The sequence below is a fragment of the Photorhabdus laumondii subsp. laumondii genome (assembly GCF_003343245.1).
GTDB classification, from domain to species: Bacteria; Pseudomonadota; Gammaproteobacteria; order Enterobacterales; family Enterobacteriaceae; genus Photorhabdus; species Photorhabdus laumondii.
Map to the genome: position 1 here is coordinate 3,165,550 of NZ_CP024901.1, position 18,474 is coordinate 3,184,023.

Annotated in this window: 11 protein-coding genes (1 of these 11 only partly in view); 8 read left to right on the top strand and 3 right to left on the bottom strand. The window is 45.6% G+C overall.

The window, feature by feature from the left end; all coding sequences use genetic code 11:
* On the bottom strand, positions 1–8,124 hold the start of the coding sequence (locus PluTT01m_RS13740; RefSeq protein ID WP_011146892.1) for a non-ribosomal peptide synthase/polyketide synthase. Its footprint begins 40,980 nt before the window's first position; 8,124 of the gene's 49,104 nt are visible here — the first part of the coding sequence; the start codon lies at positions 8,122–8,124; the stop codon falls past the left edge of the window.
* Positions 8,125–9,079: 955 nt separating this feature from the next.
* Positions 9,080–9,751 carry a transglycosylase SLT domain-containing protein gene (locus PluTT01m_RS13750; protein WP_011146893.1) on the bottom strand — a complete coding sequence of 224 codons (672 nt, stop codon included), beginning with the start codon at positions 9,749–9,751 and terminating at the stop codon, positions 9,080–9,082.
* A 268-nt stretch (positions 9,752–10,019) separates the two neighbouring features.
* Between PluTT01m_RS13750 and PluTT01m_RS13755 the strand changes: the two genes are divergently transcribed.
* The 5 genes from PluTT01m_RS13755 to PluTT01m_RS13775 all read left to right on the top strand — a co-directional run bounded on the left by PluTT01m_RS13755 (position 10,020) and on the right by PluTT01m_RS13775 (position 14,529).
* Positions 10,020–10,889, top strand: coding sequence for a metal ABC transporter substrate-binding protein (locus PluTT01m_RS13755; RefSeq protein ID WP_228956983.1), 870 nt, complete (start codon positions 10,020–10,022; stop codon positions 10,887–10,889).
* Positions 10,886–11,782 (top strand): manganese/iron ABC transporter ATP-binding protein, encoded by an 897-nt coding sequence (locus PluTT01m_RS13760; RefSeq protein ID WP_011146895.1) that lies wholly within the window; start codon positions 10,886–10,888, stop codon positions 11,780–11,782. The genes PluTT01m_RS13755 and PluTT01m_RS13760 overlap by 4 nt, the downstream gene beginning before the upstream one ends.
* Complete coding sequence (locus tag PluTT01m_RS13765; RefSeq protein WP_011146896.1) at positions 11,779–12,657, top strand: metal ABC transporter permease; 879 nt, start codon at positions 11,779–11,781, stop codon at positions 12,655–12,657. The genes PluTT01m_RS13760 and PluTT01m_RS13765 overlap by 4 nt, the downstream gene beginning before the upstream one ends.
* Entirely contained in the window at positions 12,654–13,541 is an 888-nt protein-coding gene (locus PluTT01m_RS13770) for a metal ABC transporter permease (RefSeq protein ID WP_011146897.1), read from the top strand. The genes PluTT01m_RS13765 and PluTT01m_RS13770 overlap by 4 nt, the downstream gene beginning before the upstream one ends.
* Before the next feature lie 118 nt (positions 13,542–13,659).
* Positions 13,660–14,529 (top strand): fructosamine kinase family protein, encoded by an 870-nt coding sequence (locus PluTT01m_RS13775; protein ID WP_011146898.1) that lies wholly within the window; start codon positions 13,660–13,662, stop codon positions 14,527–14,529.
* Between the two features lie 55 nt (positions 14,530–14,584).
* Here the strand turns inward: PluTT01m_RS13775 and PluTT01m_RS13780 are convergent, their stop codons facing one another.
* Positions 14,585–15,127 (bottom strand): YniB family protein, encoded by a 543-nt coding sequence (locus tag PluTT01m_RS13780; protein WP_011146899.1) that lies wholly within the window; start codon positions 15,125–15,127, stop codon positions 14,585–14,587.
* Between the two features lie 186 nt (positions 15,128–15,313).
* Here PluTT01m_RS13780 and hxpB point away from each other — a divergent pair, with 186 nt between their 5' ends.
* The 3 genes from hxpB to PluTT01m_RS13795 all read left to right on the top strand — a co-directional run bounded on the left by hxpB (position 15,314) and on the right by PluTT01m_RS13795 (position 18,444).
* The gene (gene hxpB / locus PluTT01m_RS13785; RefSeq protein ID WP_011146900.1) at positions 15,314–15,979 is read left to right on the top strand and encodes a hexitol phosphatase HxpB; all 666 of its coding nucleotides are present in this window, start codon (positions 15,314–15,316) and stop codon (positions 15,977–15,979) included.
* A gap of 337 nt (positions 15,980–16,316) precedes the next feature.
* A complete protein-coding gene (locus PluTT01m_RS13790; protein WP_011146901.1) occupies positions 16,317–16,865 on the top strand; it encodes a metal-dependent hydrolase in 549 nt (182 codons plus the stop codon).
* A 187-nt stretch (positions 16,866–17,052) separates the two neighbouring features.
* Entirely contained in the window at positions 17,053–18,444 is a 1,392-nt protein-coding gene (locus tag PluTT01m_RS13795) for an L-cystine transporter (protein WP_011146902.1), read from the top strand.
* Positions 18,445–18,474 lie beyond the last annotated feature (30 nt).

An 18,474-nucleotide genomic window follows, 5' to 3' on the forward strand; every position in this document is an offset into this window, starting at 1 on the left:
CGTCACGGTCAGGATATCGATTTTCCCGACCGGCTGTTGAGGGTTAGTTGCCATCCCCCGCAATACGGTATGGAGATAGCCCACCTGCCGCTCAATGGTCGCTTGATCAAATAGCGCCGTAGCATAATTCAGATAACCGACAACTCTGCCGTCCACTTCAGACAGGCTCAATTCAAGATCAAACTTAGCGATATCAATAGGTTGATCCGCAAGTGAAACCGCCAACCCTGGCAACCGCCATTCTATGTTTTCATTGTTCTGCCAGGCAAATATCACCTGAAATAGCGGAGTATGCGCTAGTCGGCGCGGCGGTTGCACAATTTCCACCACCTGTTCAAACGGGAGATCCTGATGTTCCTGTGCCGCCAGTGCAGTTTGTCGTACGCGCGCCAGCAATTCCGTCACATTCGGTGCACCGGATAAATCCATCCGCAACGCCAGCGTATTCACAAAGAAACCGATTAAAGATTCTACTTCCTGCCGACTACGGCCCGCGCTTGGCGTACCGACAACCAAATCTTCCTGACCTGACAGGCGCGATAGAACTGCTGTCCAGGCCGCCAACAGGGTCATAAACAACGTGACACCCTGTTGCTCACTCAGGCGCTTAAGGGATTGGGTTAACTCCGCATCCAGATTGACGGGCAATAAGGCCCCGGCAAACGACTGCTGAGGCGGACGTGGCCGGTCAGTCGGCAAATCCAGGAGAACCGGTGCATCAACCAGCCTCGCGCGCCAATAATCAGATTGGGACTGTATGCGTTCAGCCGACAACCATTGACGCTGCCAGGCGGCGTAATCAGGGTACTGAATTGTCAACGGTGGCAACGGATCCGGCTGTTGATTCAAGTGAGCCGAATAAAGCGCCTCCAATTCTGATTTTAGTATCCCTAAAGACCAGCCATCGGAAACAATATGATGCTGGGTCAGCAAGAAAACGTGTTCATCGTCAGCCAGTTGTACCAGACTGGAACGAATTAATGGGCCACGGGCAAGATCAAACGGCGCACTGGCTTCCTGAGCAGAGAGAAACGCAAGCTGGTCATCCACATCAGGCGTGTCACGCAGATCATATTTTTTCATCAGCAAGCTTGATGCCGCCGGCAACAATTCCACCTGTGGCTGGCCGTCAACAGCAACAAAAACAGAACGCAATGCTTCATGGCGGGCAAACAGCGTATCAAGCGCCTGTTGCCAAGCGGTGATATCCAATCGACCACGCAAACGCAGGGCCAATGGAATATGATAGGTCTCACTCACTCCATTAAGCTGGGCCAGGAACCAAAGCCGTTGTTGCGCAAATGACAACGGCAATTGGTGATCCTCACGGGATAGCGGAACGATAGCGGGCAATGCCGCGCCTGACTCATCAAACTGGGTACGCATCACTTCAGCAAAAGCTATCAAAGACGGGAATGTAAACAGTGTGGACAGCGGTAATTCAATCCCCAACGCGGCTATCCGATTCATCATCCTCACCGCCAACAGCGAATGACCACCCAGTGCGAAAAAGTTGTCATACCGACTGATCCGCTCAACACCGAGTAATTCACGCCAGATAGCCGCCAATGTGGTTTCCATCTCCCCTGACGGTGCAGCGTAAATCTGCCGGGCAAAATCTTCTTCCCCTGGGGCTGGTAATGCCCGCCGATCCAGTTTGCCATTTGGCGTCAGCGGGAAGGCATCCAGACAGACAAAAGCGGCTGGCACCATATAATCTGGTAAAACCGCACTTAAGTGCGCATGCAGACGGTTAATCAATACCTCATCCGCTTCTGCCACCACATAAGCCACCAACCGTTTATCCTGATCATCATCCAGTGCCAGTATAACCGCCTCACTCACCGCTGGGTGTTCCATTAATCGGGCTTCGATTTCCCCCGGCTCAATGCGGAAACCACGGATTTTCACCTGCTGGTCATTGCGGCCCAGGAACTCCAAATTACCGTCTGGAAAATAACGAGCCAAATCCCCGGTACGGTACATACGGGCATCCGGCACATCACTAAACGGATCAATCAAGAACCGTTCCGCCGTTAAATCAGGGCGATTGAAGTAGCCACGTGCCACTCCCGCCCCCCCAATATAAATTTCCCCCACCACGCCCAACGGTACCGGCTGACCATTCTCGTCCAGTAAGTAAAGGCGGGTATTGGCTATCGGACGGCCGATACTTTCAATAATCCTGTCACCCCGCTGTATTGGCAACCAGGCAGAATAGGTTGTCGTTTCAGAAGGTCCATAGAGATTACACAACCGTTGTATTTGCGTTTTTTCGAAAATCTGTTCAATTAAGGCACCTTTAAGCGGTTCCCCCGCCAGATTAACGGTATGAACCGACGCCATCAGCGCCTGAGCCTGCAATAACGGTTTCATCGCAGACGGGACTGAGTTGATCAAGGTCACCGGCAGGGCATGCTGCATCAATGACAGGGCATCCTCCACCAGATGAATTGTCGCCCCTTGGGACAACGGCACAAAACATTCAAAAATGGACAGGTCGAAATTCATTGACGTCGAGAAAAGCACCTCCCGGATCTCTTCCGTTTCAAAAGCCTGCTGGGCCCAATACAGAAAGTTAACCGTATTGCGGTGCTCAATCATCACCCCTTTGGGCACCCCAGTGGAACCGGAGGTATAAATCACATAAGCCAGATGTCGCGAAGTCAGTCCAGATATCTGCGGGTTGCTGTCTACTTGGTTAGGCAAAATATTGGGGTCCAGTACCGTTAGTCCAGTAAGTGCTTCCTCACCCAGTGCAACCTTGCCGGCCTTATCCGCCAGCACAACAGCCGGGGCAGCATCGGTCAGAATATGTGCCAAACGCGCACTAGGATAAGCTGGATCTAGCGGCACATAAGCTCCACCCGCTTTCAGCACGGCTAATACCCCCGCCACCATTGCCGGTGAACGTGACACGCAAACCGCCACCCGTTGGTCCGGTGTGACTCCCAACGCGATCAGTTGATGCGCCAGACGGTTGGCGCAGGCATTGAGATTGGCATAGCTGAGGATCTGTTCTTCATACACCAGTGCTGTGGCATCCGGACTTTTCTTTGCCCATTGTTCAAACAGTCGGTGAATACAACTGTGATCTGGATACGACGTTTCGGTTGCGGTTGCATTCCAAGTTTCCAGCAACAGCTTTTTCTCTGCTGCCGGCAAGATATTCAGTGTTCGTACCGGTGTCTCCGGACGCTGTTCAAGGGCCTCAGCCAGACTTTCCAGCGCCTGTTGCATATAACCGCATACTCGTTCCGACTCAAACGGCTGCACTACCTGAGCAGTCAATCCCAAAGTAGACCCACCGTCCTCTACTGACAGCACAAACGGATAGTTGGTTCGTTCCTGTGCGCCTAGGAATTCAATACCTGGCACCTCTTTATTTGGGAATGTCGGTTGATCATTATGTCGATAGTTCAGCAAAGCACTGAAGAGCGGAATTTCCCCTGGCACCCTACTGCAACGCTGGGCCAATGCCAGTGACATATGTTCATGATCCAGCAATTCCGCCAGCCGGGTATGCACAGCCTGTACACTGTCCTGTACCGAAGCATCATTTATATCCAGTCGTAACGGCAAGGTATTGATAAACAGCCCCATACCGCTGTCAGCGCCTTGCCCTACCTGCATCCGCCCAAACAACACGGTGCCGAACACCACTTTCTCCTGTCCGCTGGTATGTGACAACACCTGTGCCCAGGCCAAATGGCACAAAGTCGCCAAACTGACACCCAGACGCTGGGCCTGACTGCGCAGACGGTCATTCAATGTAGCGGGTAACATCCGGTACGATTCCGTCACCTGAGAACCATCCCGATGTACCTCCATCAACCCGAATGGCAGCGTCGGTTGATCCACCTCAGCCAACATCTCAGTAAAGAAGCGGGTATGTTCGGCTTGACTCACCCCCAACCGGGCCTGAGCCACCAGATTGCGGAAAGGGATCGGCACAGGTAAGTTCCCTTCCTGTCCGGCAAGATAAGCCTGAATTTCACCGTTCATCACTTCCAGCGTCGTATGGTCGCCAATCAGATGATGCAGCAATTGCAGTACGCTCCAGCGACCATCCTCCTCCTGCGCTACCCCAAAGTGCAACAAAGGTGCTTGGTTCAAGTCGAGGCGATGGTGATGTAGGTCAAAATACTGAGCTAACTGATCACGGACCGGCCCATCAACCGGGTCTAATGTCAATTCAGTGACTGATAATTGCGCCTGACGCCAAACGACTTGTACCGGCGCTGATAATCCTTGCCAAACAAAGGCGGTACGCAGGATATCGTGGCGATTAACCACTTGTTGCACTGCCACTAAATAGCTATCCAACAGGGCGCGGTCAGCAAAAACCATCTTGCTAACAAATAGATACGGGTCACCTTTATTCGCCAGCAGATGGTGGAACAGGATGCCGTCCTGCAACGGTGACAAACCATAAATATCCTGAATATTGGCAACCCCACCCGGTACCTGCGCCACAATATGGTCAATCTCAGACTGAGTGAGATCAATCAACGGCAACATCTCGGGTGTCAGTGCTGTGATCGCAGGAGTCATGATATTTGCCGGCACTATCACCGCCTGTGACTGCCCTACTGTTTGGGCAAATTCAGATAACACTGGAGATTGGAATAAATCACGTACCGCCAACGTTAACCCCGCATTACGCAAACGTTCAACCATCCGCACCGCCAGCAATGAATGCCCCCCCAGAGCAAAGAAGCTGTCATGCCGACTCACCTGTTCAATGCCCAACAACTCACCCCAGACAGCAGACAACAGAGATTCTGTCTCCCCTTGCGGCGCTGCATAAGCCTGACGGGCAAAAGCTTCCTCCCCCGGCGCGGGCAGTGCCCGGCGATCCAGTTTGCCGTTCGGCGTCAACGGGAAGGTATCCAGGCGTACAAAGGCTGTCGGCACCATGTAATCCGGTAAAATGGCACTCAGATAGGCACGCAAGCTGTTAACCAACTGGTCATCCGCTTCTGCCATCACATAAGCCACCAACCGTTTATCCTGACCATCGTTCAAAGCCAGCACCAGCGCTTCGCTCACCGCCGGGTGTTCCATTAATCGGGCTTCGATTTCCCCCGGTTCAATGCGAAAACCGCGGATTTTCACCTGCTGGTCATTACGGCCCAGGAATTCCAGATTGCCATCCGGCAGGTAGCGGGCTAAATCCCCGGTCCGGTACAGACGGGCATCCGGCTTATCGCTAAATGGATCGGCCAGAAAACGTTCCGCCGTCAAATCAGGCCGGTTGAGATAGCCTCGCGCTACCCCGATACCACCAATATAGAGCTCTCCGACTGCCCCTAACGGCACCGGCTGGCCGTCAGTATTCAGCAAATAAACCTGTGTGTTAACTGTCGGACGTCCAATCGCAATGACACCCTCAGTGTAGTCTGACGGACAACGCCAGGTGGTCGCACACACCGTGATTTCCGTCGGGCCATAGGCATTAAACACCGTTGCCCGACGGCTCAGGGCTTGAAGCAACGTTGCGCTGGGTGCCTCACCACCGAGTATCAGCGTCGGTCTTATCGTCATTTCCGGTAAATCAGTCCCCTCCCGGAGCAGGGCCGGGGTCAGACAGGCGTGAGTTATCGCCTGCTCTTCCAGATAATGCCAGAGATAACGGGGCTCCTGACGAACCGTATCAGCCGGGATCGCCAAAGTGGCCCCACTGCACAATGCCATCATGGTTTCCCAGACACCCGCATCAAAACCAAATGAGGCAAACTGCAACATCCGGCTACCCGGATGAATCTCAAACTGAACGATTTTTTCCTGAATCAGGTTAACCAGCCCACGGTGTTCAACCATCACGCCCTTTGGTATGCCGGTCGAACCGGAGGTATAAATCACATACGCCAGATGGCGTGGGGTTAATGCCGATACTTGCGGGTTGCTATCCGGCTGATCAGGCAAACTATTCGGATCCAGTACAGTTAACGCTGCCAGCACTTTTTCGCCTAACGCGGCACGTCCCGTATTATCTGCCAGCACAATAGCTGGCACAGCATCGGTTAAAATATGAACCAGACGTTCCCCCGGATAAGCCGGATCTAGCGGTACATAGGCCCCCCCGGCTTTCAGTACTGCCAGCAGTCCCACGATCCGCGCCGGTGAACTCGCGACACAAATTGCCACCTGCTGCTCTGGTGCGACTCCCAACGTTATCAGTTGATGCGCCAGCCGATTAGCACGGGCATTTAATTCGGCATAACTGAGAATGTGTTCTTCATACACCAGCGCCGTGGCATCCGGGGTTTTCTCTGCCTGTTGCTCAAACAACCGGTGAATACATGTTTGGTCAGGGTATCGTGTTTGGGTTGCATTCCAGGTTTCCAGTAGCAGCGTGCGTTCAGCTTCAGGCAACAAATTAAGTTGCCAGACGGGAATATCATCCTTTTCTTCCGCCGATGATGACAACACCTGTAAATGTTCACTCATCCGCTGAACCACTTCCGCACTCAAACGGTTTGTATCGTAGATCCAGCGAAAACCACCCTGAGTATTCATCTGGAGTGTCAACAATTCACCTAACGCATTCTGCTCCCACGGCTTGTCATCCGGTATGAAAGAGACCGCAACTCGCCACGGGCGGCTTGTTGTTAATGCCGAGATAGCACACAGTGAAGGAGAACGAGAAAGGAGATCGCGGCAAAATGTACGATGCTGCACCAGCCGTGCAAACTCATCATTCATCCAGTTCGCTACCGTACACCATGGCTGATCAAACTCCACCTTAACAGTCATTGGCACCACCGGCGCCAAACCAGACAACAGGTCTGGTTCATTTTTCACCCTATCCACACACCAGCCGATTTGGAATTCGGTCTGATGAGTCAAACGCGCAAGATAAATAGCGAATGTCTGTAACAGTATCGGCAATGGGGCTTTTTCACCATTTTTTAACTTTTCACTATTTTCTAATAGCGGAGATTGCCAGGCACTTAATGCCCATTTAGGGGCTGCTGATTTTCCGGCAGTTTCGAAAGGTAATTGCAGCGGTATCAAAGAGGCAAGACGCTCACGCCAGAATGATTCACTGGGTGCAAGTGCCTGGAGGATATCTTTTACATTCTGAGCCTGTTGCGAAGAAAGCAGAGGCAACTGTTTGCCCGGCTTGAGTTCTGATATATCGGCAAGCTCCCCGGCGGAGAGTAATTTACCCTCAAGTGCGGCAAACCCTCCGATCCTGACATCCTCACTTCCGGTTGTTACCTGCCAAGCATCCTCTTCTACAGCAATCAACGTACCGGGTGCCCCCCCAGAATAGTGATTCAGCCGTTGAAGCCAGGAAATCCGTACTGTGCCCCATTTCAGTAACAGTTTCGGGCAACCCAGTGGATTTAAATAATTTTCGCCAAAATCTAACGCGCGTACTAAAGCTGAAAGTGCCTCACCCGGCTGCTGCCAACACAAATATCCCCCACCATCGGGACGACGAGACTGAGTATAAAAACTCCGTCGTGTCAGATCTTGCGGATGAGTCACCAACTCACCCTGATCAAGATCCCGAAGCAACTTAATAAACCCTTCCTGAGCCGCCTGATAGCATTTCAGATTCAATGAAAACGCATTATCGTGCTCCTCAATAGATACTGGCCATTGCACGGCGATATCACCGGTATCTACCCCCTCCTCAATGCAATGCCACGAAACGGCATAGTGTGTCTCCTGTGCTAACAGCGCCCAAGAAGTTGCATGACTGCCCGCATAACGTGGTAGTGGGCTATTGTGATAATTAAAAGCGCCGCCGCGAATCTGCCCAATCAGTGATACAGGCAGGATAATCGGATTAACGATTGAGAAAAGCCAGTCCACAGGGTGTTGCGCAATTTGTGCTTGTAATGCTTCGACGGAATTCACACAAACGATCCCTTGCCCGGCAGCCCATGTTTGCAGAACGGTATCGGTAGTCAGCATTGCTTGTATCGTATGCCCAGCCGCCTGAATTTGTTCGGCACAGAACACCGCAAGAGTCGTTCCCCCGACTATGATGCAGCTACGTGGCAGAGCAGGTATATTCTTTACGTTATTGGTTATATTTTCTGGTGTCTGAGAGAGAAGTTCGGCTTTAAGGATACTTTCCGCTTTTTTAGTAATGCTGTCTTTCATCTACTACCTCAACAAATCTGTTAGATATTTGGCAACTGTCATTCTTGACAGTCGTCACAAGTGTTTTTTCTTAACTGTTGTCCCACCCACCCTCGGTGAAATAAAAACGGGTACGTTAAGCATTAATTAAAATACTCAGGAAATGCTTTCTCTCTGGAATTGGATGTAAATAACTTAATTATTAGCAATTCTGTAATGATAACTTTCCTAAGAACGGGAAATGGTTATTCATGAAACGTAACTATATGTTCTATTTCATCCTTATTTTTTGGATAAGCACTTTTGATTGACACTTAATTCCATAGCTTAGACTAAAATCATCAACGACTATTAACATTAACACGGGAAAATTAGGTAATTTATTGAAAAATAACAGTTCCCCTTCAAACAAGGTGCAGATAAAATGCCACATAAAGTACAATTTATTAAACATTTACAAAGGTACCCCGTATATTTAATTACTTTAAAATATAAGTTCAGGCTAAAATCAATTTTAGTACATGTTATTTAATGGTAATAAATCGCTATAGTTAATGTAGAAGTTAGTTATCTTTAACCCCATAAGAAAACAATTTCTAATTAGAATCAATCTAGCTATATTGTTTTGTTATAATATAGCTGAGTTCAACATTGGTTAAATACCGTATTGATCATTAAGAAACATATTCGAAGAGAGCCCTTCTTTAGATATGAATTATCGGATATCAAACGATATTTACCATCGCATGATGTAAATTGAAATGAGGTCTCATACCTTTTAGCTTGTAAACACCAGTGAACACATATATTAAAGCCCCCTCCTCCACAATTAGCATCAAAGAAGGGATCATTTTATCTTCCAGAATCCACTACAGATTGAGTGCAAGCCTTTCGCAGTTAAATTTAGCCAAAACTGCCGTAAGCCCTTGTCCAATGTGAGGTTGTCGCAAATAGAATCGTCATTTTTACCAGCGACTCAATCTACCATTACTAACGAACGATAAGCCTTTTTCACCTTCCACAAATAGCGTGGAGCCTGAGGGGCTGGATGATTATCCTGAACATACTGATAAAACTCATCCGGCGTCATGCGGTTTATTTTATTAACGGCTAATTGACGATCTGCATTAAAAGTACGTAAAAGAGCACCCGCACCATTTACGTAGGCAACAATAGTGGCGTAGTAGAGAGTTTCAGGGTTATCAATACCTGCCAGATGCTGCTCTTTCAGGATACTGATATAAGCCGTGCCAAGATCAATATTAGTTTTAGGATCTTTCAACTCACGTGTTGTTGGCTGACCAGAACGCCCTTTCTGTCGATACACATCCCGCCCTGCTGTCGATGCTTTAATTTGCATAAGGCCAATTGCATTCGATTTACTGACTGCATTAGGACGAAAACCGGATTCAACTTGAATAATCGCTCTGATCAGCGTTTCATCAACACCGTACCGATTGGATGCTTGTTGAATAAAGGTATCAAAAGGCGTCGGCGAGAAAGAAGAAGAAATTCTAGCTGCGTTGGCAGTATTGCTAAGCATACGTTGCTGACCGGACTGTTTGCCAACATTTGTTTGCTGAACATTTCTCTCAGCACAACCGACTAACAGCACGACCAGTGCCACAAAGCTCAGTTTTAATTTCACCCTATAATCCTCTGGATCAAATGTTACTAAAGCGCAGCATATACAATTTCGTTTACAATCTAAAAATATTTTTACTTAACTTTTCACTGTATTCATGTTCATATCATATGGGATGACTATCGCAACAATCGTTGTTTCCAAATTTTATCATCTTGACTTTACTTAAATGATATTGATAATCGTTATCATATACTTATAACAAGTAAGGTTTGAATTTATGAAGAAAAAACTTTCTCTGCTGTTACTTTCGCCTCCTGTTCTGGGAATTATGTTGATTCTCTTATCTGTCATTCTATTTAGTCATCCGGTATCCGCCGCCAAACAATTTAAAGTTGTCACGACCTTTACTATCATTCAAGATATCGCACAAAATGTAGCGGGTGATGCAGCAATTGTTGAATCAATTACTAAACCTGGTGCCGAAATCCATGATTACCAACCCACTCCCAAAGATATTATAAAATCTCAACATGCTGATTTGATCCTTTGGAATGGGCTAAATCTAGAACGCTGGTTTGAACGCTTCTTTGAAAACCTTAAAGATGTACCTGCCGTTGTTATTACTGACGGCATTGAACCACTCCCTATCCGTGAAGGGCCTTACAACGGGAACCCTAATCCCCACGCCTGGATGTCACCCACAAATGCTTTAATCTATATTGAGAATATTCGCCAAGCATTTGTGAAATACGATCCTAAAAATACAGAAACTTATAATAAGAATGCCAAAGCCTATGCTGAAAAAATCGCACAACTGGATTCTCCACTGAGAGAACGTCTTTCCCGTATTCCACAGGATCAGCGTTGGCTAGTCACTAGTGAAGGGGCTTTTAGCTATTTAGCTAAAGATTACCAATTCAAGGAAGTTTATCTATGGCCAATTAATGCGGAAGAACAAGGTTCACCACAACAAGTTCGTCATGTCATTGATACTGTAAGAGCAAACAAAATCCCCGTTGTATTTAGCGAAAGTACAATTTCAGATAAACCGGCTAAACAAGTCAGTAAAGAAACAGATGCCCGTTATGGTGGCGTTCTTTATGTAGATTCACTCTCCGGCAGTAGTGGCCCAGTACCAACTTATATTGATTTACTGAACAAAACTGTAGATACAATCGCAAAAGGATTTAATCAATGAATAGCAATATACTGTTCGAACGTCCTCATTTAGTCGTTGATGACGCCACTGTGACTTATAACAACGGTCACACAGCTATTTATGATGCAAGTTTTTCTATCACCGGTGGAACTATTTGTGCGTTGGTGGGCATTAACGGTAGTGGTAAATCCACATTGTTTAAGACTATCATGGGACTGGTAAGTCCATCTCAGGGAAAAGTAACGCTGAGTGATATGCCAGTCAAAAATGCTTTGAAGAAAAATATTATTGCATATGTCCCTCAAACAGAAGAAGTCGACTGGAACTTTCCAGTATTGGTTTCTGATGTCGTTATGATGGGCCGCTATGGGAAAATGGGATTCCTGAGAATCCCAAGTAAAAGAGATCACCAAGCTGTTGATAAAGCACTTGAACGTGTCGGCTTAACGGCCTTACGCAACCGACAGATTGGCGAACTCTCAGGCGGACAGAAAAAACGGGTTTTTCTTGCAAGGGCTCTGGCTCAGGAAGGTAAAGTTCTATTACTAGATGAACCTTTTACTGGTGTTGATGTAAAAACAGAGAATGCCATCATCGACCTGTTGTGTGATTTACGTGATGAGGGCCATCTAGTTCTGGTTTCTACACATAACCTCGGTAGCGTGCCTGAATTCTGCGATCATGTTATCCTCATCAACCGAACGGTTCTAGCAAGTGGCCCAACAGAAACAACGTTCACCCAAAAAAATTTAGAGATGACTTTTGGTGGCGTGCTTCGTCATATTAATCTATCCGGTCCGGAATTACATGATGATGATGATCCACGCTCCTTGACTGTTATTACTGATGATGAACGCGCAGCCGTATTTTATGGTCGTGATCATCATGTTCCGCCAAGGCAGGGTCAGCATAAGGAGAAGCGTCAATCATGACAGAACTTTTGCTGCAACCTTTTCACTATAATTACATGGTAAAAGCCATCTGGGTTAGTGCCATCGTCGGTGCTGTCTGTGCCTTCCTTTCTTCCTACCTGATGTTAAAAGGCTGGTCATTGATGGGAGACGCGCTCTCTCACTCAGTTGTGCCTGGCGTCGCTGGTGCTTATGCGCTGGGTCTTCCTTATGCAGGTGGTGCTTTTTTTACCGGAATGCTGGCAGCTCTATCTATGACTTTAGTTCGTCATATCACTCGGTTACGTGAAGATGCAGTAATCGGGTTCATTTTTTCCACTTTCTTTGCGGCCGGCTTATTAATCGTTTCCCTCAATCCTACATCAGTTAACGTACAAACTATTATTTTCGGCAATATCCTTGGCATCGCGGATGAAGATGTTCTCCAAGTTGAAATCATTATTGCGATTTCATTTATCGTGCTCATGTTTATCTGGAAAGATTTGCTAATTGTATTTTTTGATGAAACGCATGCTCGCTCTATCGGCTTATCTCCCTTGCGGATGAAAATCATTTTTTTTACTTTGTTGAGTGCTTGTACTGTCGCAGCCTTACAAACTGTCGGCGCTATTCTGGTGATTGCAATGGTTGTCACTCCAGGCGCAACAGCTTACTTATTAACAGATCGTTTTAAGCACCTGCTGATCATTGCCGTTACTATTGGTTCCCTGACCAGTGCATTTGGCGCTTACCTAAGCTTCTTCCTTAACGGCGCTACTGGTGGTGTCATTGTCACGCTGCAAACCATTATTTTCCTACTAGCATTCTTCTTTGCACCAAAGCATGGGCTATTCGCTTCACGTATACGTGCCAGAAAAGAATCCTCAGCCTTGGCTCAGGAGACAACACAATTATGAATGAGTTGACACAGTTACTCACTGAGCCGTTTATGTTTCCATTTATGCAACGGGCAATATTCGCAGCGATTGTAACAGGCGCGGTATGTGCAATACTCTCTTGTTATCTGGTTCTTAAAGGCTGGTCGTTAATGGGGGACGCCATTTCTCACGCGGTATTACCAGGTATTGTGCTGGCTTTTGCTGCCGGTATACCGCTGGCTATTGGCGCATTCCTTTCCGGTATCTTTTGTGCTGTTGCAACAGGATATCTGAAAGAACATAGCCGGATAAAAGAAGATACTGTCATGGGAATTGTTTTTTCAGGCATGTTTGCCTTTGGTTTAGTTCTTTTTGCCCGCATAGATACCGACCAACATCTGACTCATATTCTGTTCGGAAATATACTAGGGATCACTAAAGATGAGTTGCATCAAACATTATGGATTACCTGCATCACTATGGCGGTGATACTGCTAAAGCGCAAAGACTTCATGCTTTATTGCTTCGATCCGAACCAAGCACGCGTAGTAGGATTGCCTGTTAAACTTTTGCATTACGGTTTGCTTTGCCTGCTGTCCATGACCATCGTCGCTTCCCTGCAAGCCGTGGGAATGATTTTGGTTATCGCAATGTTGATATCACCAGGCATTATCGCTTTCATGTTATGCCGCAGTTTTGACCGAATGTTAATTGTCGCTATCATTGCATCAGTCAGTTCCAGTGTCCTGGGTACTCTGATCAGTTTCCACATTGATGGTGCAACGGGGCCATGCATTGTTATTGTTCAGGCTATCTTCTTTACACTGGCACTGGCTTACAGTCAGATAAAACTTGTAAGAGCAAAATCCAAACGTAAAACGTATCAAGCAGCCCTACAAATCTCTAACGAGCCCAATCAATAACAAAAAGGGTTATATCTGTTTTGAGATATAACCCTGTTAATCATCTTTTTTACCTGATCATATGTTTTCTCTGACTATAATTGTTCATAAAGTAATTGACGACATAGAGAGGTGAACCATGTGGCAGACAGTAAATCGTTTGTTAAACGAACATTTCGGTGTTGCTGAAATTCACGATAAAACTGAGTTAGCCGGAGGAGACATCCACCAAGCTTGGCGAGTCACACATGGAAAACAACAAGTTTTTGTCAAATCAAATCTGCGCGAAATGCTCCCTGTCTTCAAAGCAGAATCAGAACAGCTTGAACTCCTGGCACGCAGCCAAACTATCCGTGTTCCAACTGTTTATGGTATTGGCAACACTCGTGACCATAGCTTTCTATTGCTTGAATTTCTGCCTTTAAAATCTTTTGACCTTCACAGTGCCTATTGCTTCGGTCAACAACTGGCAAAACTTCATCAATGGAGTGAACAACCTCAATTCGGCTTTGATTTTGACAATATGCTGGCAACAACTCCACAACCTAATAGCTGGCAACGACGTTGGCATCAATTTTATGCGGAAAAGCGGGTTGGTTGGCAATTACAAATCGCGGCAGAAAAAAACATGATATTTGGTGATATTGACAATATCGTTCAAGCTATAAGTAACAAACTTCAACACCATCAGCCACAACCCTCTCTGTTACATGGCGATCTCTGGCCTGCTAATTGTGCTTCGCTGGATGACCAAGCCGTTGCCTTCGACCCAGCCTGTTATTGGGGGGATCGTGAATGTGATTTCGCTATGTTACCGTTATACCCTGATTTACCAATGCAAATTTTTGATGGCTATCAGAGTATATGGCCACTCCCTACCAACTTTATTGAACGGCAACCTGTATATCAGCTCTATTATTTGCTTAACCGGTGTAATCTATTTGGTGGTGATAATCTTATTACGGCTCAAAATATTATCGATAATATTTTGACTGAAAATAGCCAATAGATGGGCAATCAGGCTGCGAAAATACTTATTCCGCAGCTATAGCCAACCGGAGAATCTACCAGCCTAAGATTTTCAATAGAAAATAAAAAATTGCACCGATAATTACCGGTGAAATATATAAGATATAAATCTGACTGAACAATGTATGACGAGGAAGTTTAATTTTTAATTCAATCTGTTCTCTTGTCAGGCTATCATTGCCTTTAGCTTTTTCAATAATAAGCTGATCTTCAATGTTTTCTCGTATAAACTTCACTTGTCTGTATATCCGTTGACCTGACGCATTCATAGCAAGGCCGAAAAAAATAAGAAAATAGATAATCAGGAAACCAAGCGTTGATCCGGTAAAACCAGCCAGACGATCAGGTGTTGGTGAATTTTTCCAGAAGAAATCCAGAAATGGGGTATTAAAACGCACCACTTCAGCCATCATTTTCAGGAAATCATCCAAAACAGCATTGATACCATCACCTTTAATACCGTGCAACCAGGCAAGGTTAATCACAGAAACAATAGTCGATAAAAGTGCCGGAACAAAAATCATCCAACCTAAAACTCGCTTAATAATAGCGATGTATCCGGCTTTTTGGTAAGTCATCGATACCCCTCATAACAATAAGCAGATTTTATTTTTGGCTAATCATAGCCCATCAATCACCAAATTTAACTTTATATTTAATTAACTAAGCATTTCTTACCATGTTCCCGATCAGGAAAAGATTTCACCTACTGAGATTGTTACAATCAGCTTTCGCTAACTGTCTGACCAGAGAGAGATACTTAAATGTCTTTTCATTTACCAATAAAAGCGGCCATTTTCGATATGGACGGCTTACTGATTGACTCTGAACCCTATTGGACCCAAGGAGAAAAAGAAGTATTTAGTGAATTAGGTCTGGATTTTTCTTTAGCAGAAAAACTACCAGATACTCTTGGGTTGCGAATTGATCAAGTTGTGGAACTTTGGTACCAGGCTTCTCCCTGGCAAGGGGTATCAAAATCAGACGTGGAACAGCGAATTACCGACCATGTTATCGATTTGGTAAAAGAAAACCGTCCCTTACTCCCAGGTGTTGAATATGCTTTAAACCTTTGCCGCAAACAAGGACTGAAAATCGGCCTGGCCTCAGCTTCTCCACAATATATGCTGGAACAAGTACTCGAAATGTTCAGTCTTAATCACTATTTTGATACTGTCGTTTCTGCTGCCAAATTACCTCACAGTAAACCTAATCCCGAAGTTTATTTACGCGCTGCTGAACAATTGGATGTCGCTCCGATAAATTGTGTGGCCCTGGAAGATTCATTCAATGGAATGATAGCAACAAAAGCTGCAAGAATGCGTTCAATCGTTGTGCCATCTGCTCATCACTTTGATGATCCACGTTGGGTTCTCGCAGATATTAAACTGCATTCTCTCGAACAACTCACTGTCATGAACATCACCTGATTATCACTTTAGCTGCCATCACTTATGCCGATGGCAGCTTCTTATTGTTCACATAGCAGCCGTAGCGCTTATGTCTTATTCTGTCAAACAAAAAATTAACGCTATATACCCTATGGATTTCAAGCTGCATCGCGACGGCAAGGGAGCGAATCCCCGGGAGCATAGCTAACTATGTGACTGGGGTGAGTGAGTGCAGCCAACAAAGAGGCAACTTGAAAGATGACGGGTATATATTAATAAATAAGATATTTTTGCTTTTCACCCTCTATCTTACCCACATAAAACCCTCTATACTTCGCCGACTGTATGGATAGACAGTTATTAGTCAGAGGAATTTATGACCGCAGAAGGGCATCTTTTATTTTCAGTTGCCAGCATTATCTTGGCACACAAGCTAGAAATAACACCAGAGATAGCTAATGGAGATTGGCTGCATATGCTACCAGGGGTACTGCTTACTGCCTTGTTACCCGATATCGATCACCCTAATTCAACCTTGGGTAGATTATTCAGATTTATCTCCATTCCTATTGCCAAACTCTGTGGTCATAGAGGCTTTACTCACAGTTTACTTGCTCTCATATTAGGGATTACTTTATTTTGGCTAAAAATCCCCGAAGAGTGGCTAATCCCAACTGATTTTTTCCATGCCATGATTGTTGGCTATTTGAGCCATCTGATTGCAGATATGCTAACACCTGCTGGTGTGCCGTTATTATGGCCAATCAAAATACGTTTCTGTCTACCTGTGCTTGGCAAGCAAGGAAATAAGAAAGCAGAAAGGTTTATTTCTGCCTTATTAATTGTCATTGCCGTTTTTCTACCAGAAGATATTGAATCTTCTATACTTTTTTATATAAATCGCATCAAAGATCTCTATTTCTAATGCTTTAATTGACTAAAAATAAATCTTAAAAGTCACATTTGTTATATTAAATTCTTTATAGTTATAAATGAGAATAGTTTAAGCTGATACTATATTCCCCAACTGCTTGTTGTAATGTGTTCGTTTGCAAACCTACACGATTCGATACAACTTATAACTTAACTAAATTGAATTCTGGAGTTTGGGGATGAATTTACCACTCATTTCGAATGTGCTCGTCTTCGTAGCACTGCTTTTGCTATTGTCAAAAGCCAGTTCACGGCAATGGAACCTGTCGAAAAAGGTTTTTGCGGGCCTTGCCATTGGCATTATTTTTGGCTTAGCACTGCAACTAGTTTATGGTTCTGATAATACCATAGTGAAGGAATCCATATCATGGTTCAACATTGTAGGTAATGGCTACGTACAACTTCTACAAATGGTCATTATGCCTCTGGTATTTGCCTCTATTTTGAGTGCAGTTGCCAAATTACACAAAGCATCTTCTCTAGGAAAAATCAGCTTTCTGACTATCGGGACGTTGTTATTCACGACAATGATTGCAGCGCTTATCGGTATCATGATTATCAACCTGTTCGGCCTGACTGCTGAAGGTCTGATTCAAGGTCCCCAAGAAACAACACGTCTGTCTGCTATCGAAAACAACTATGTCAGCAAAGTCTCTGACTTATCTGTACCACAATTGATTTTATCTTTTATTCCTAAAAATCCGTTCGCAGATTTAACCGGCGCTAACCCAACTTCTGTTATCAGCATTGTTATTTTTGCAACCTTCTTAGGTATCGCTGCCCTGCAAATGTTGAAAGATGATCATGAGAGGGGTGAACGCATATTAGTCGCTATTGACACTATACAGGCATGGGTAATGAAACTGGTTCGTCTGGTTATGCGCTTAACACCGTATGGTGTTATGGCCCTGATGACCAAAGTTGTCGCCAACTCTAATATCTATGAAATTGCAAAACTGGGAACCTTTGTTATCGCATCCTACATTGCACTAGCACTAGTATTTGTTGCTCATGGGTTTCTACTTTCTCTCTTCGGCATCAATCCACTTAGATTTTTCAAAAAAACTTGGCCAGTGTTGACCTTTGCATTCAGCAGCCGTTCCAGTGCTGCCAGTATTCCACTGAATGTCGAAACCCAGACACTCCGTATTGGCGTACCAGAATCAATCGCCAGCTTTTCAGCATCTTTTGGAGCAACAATCGGTCAGAATGGCTGTGCCGGGATTTATCCCGCCATGTTGGCCGCAATGGTTGCGCCAACAGTGGGCATAAACCCACTCGACCCGATGTGGATTGCAACACTCGTTGGCATTGTCACTATCAGCTCTGCTGGCGTTGCCGGTGTGGGTGGCGGTGCTACGTTTGCAGCACTGATTGTCTTACCCGCAATGGGATTACCTGTAACGTTGATTGCTTTATTGATTTCTGTTGAGCCTCTCATTGATATGGGCCGTACGGCACTGAATGTAAGTGGTTCAATGACTGCTGGCACTATTACCAGCCAACTGATGGGACAAACTGATAAAACTATCTTCGATCAGGAAGAACATGTTGAATTAAGTCAGCTATAATTTAAAACTTCAAAAACTGTAAAAAAGCCG

What these genes read in the sequence shown, in the direction of transcription:
- PluTT01m_RS13765 (WP_011146896.1), top strand. Translation starts at nt 11,779, where the DNA reads ATGACAGAACTTTTGCTGCAACCTTTTCACTATAATTACATGGTAAAA.
- PluTT01m_RS13790 (WP_011146901.1), top strand. Translation starts at nt 16,317, where the DNA reads ATGACCGCAGAAGGGCATCTTTTATTTTCAGTTGCCAGCATTATCTTG.
- PluTT01m_RS13760 (WP_011146895.1), top strand. Translation starts at nt 10,886, where the DNA reads ATGAATAGCAATATACTGTTCGAACGTCCTCATTTAGTCGTTGATGAC.
- PluTT01m_RS13755 (WP_228956983.1), top strand. Translation starts at nt 10,020, where the DNA reads ATGTTGATTCTCTTATCTGTCATTCTATTTAGTCATCCGGTATCCGCC.
- PluTT01m_RS13775 (WP_011146898.1), top strand. Translation starts at nt 13,660, where the DNA reads ATGTGGCAGACAGTAAATCGTTTGTTAAACGAACATTTCGGTGTTGCT.
- PluTT01m_RS13795 (WP_011146902.1), top strand. Translation starts at nt 17,053, where the DNA reads ATGAATTTACCACTCATTTCGAATGTGCTCGTCTTCGTAGCACTGCTT.
- PluTT01m_RS13780 (WP_011146899.1), bottom strand. Translation starts at nt 15,127, where the DNA reads ATGACTTACCAAAAAGCCGGATACATCGCTATTATTAAGCGAGTTTTA.
- hxpB (WP_011146900.1), top strand. Translation starts at nt 15,314, where the DNA reads ATGTCTTTTCATTTACCAATAAAAGCGGCCATTTTCGATATGGACGGC.
- PluTT01m_RS13770 (WP_011146897.1), top strand. Translation starts at nt 12,654, where the DNA reads ATGAATGAGTTGACACAGTTACTCACTGAGCCGTTTATGTTTCCATTT.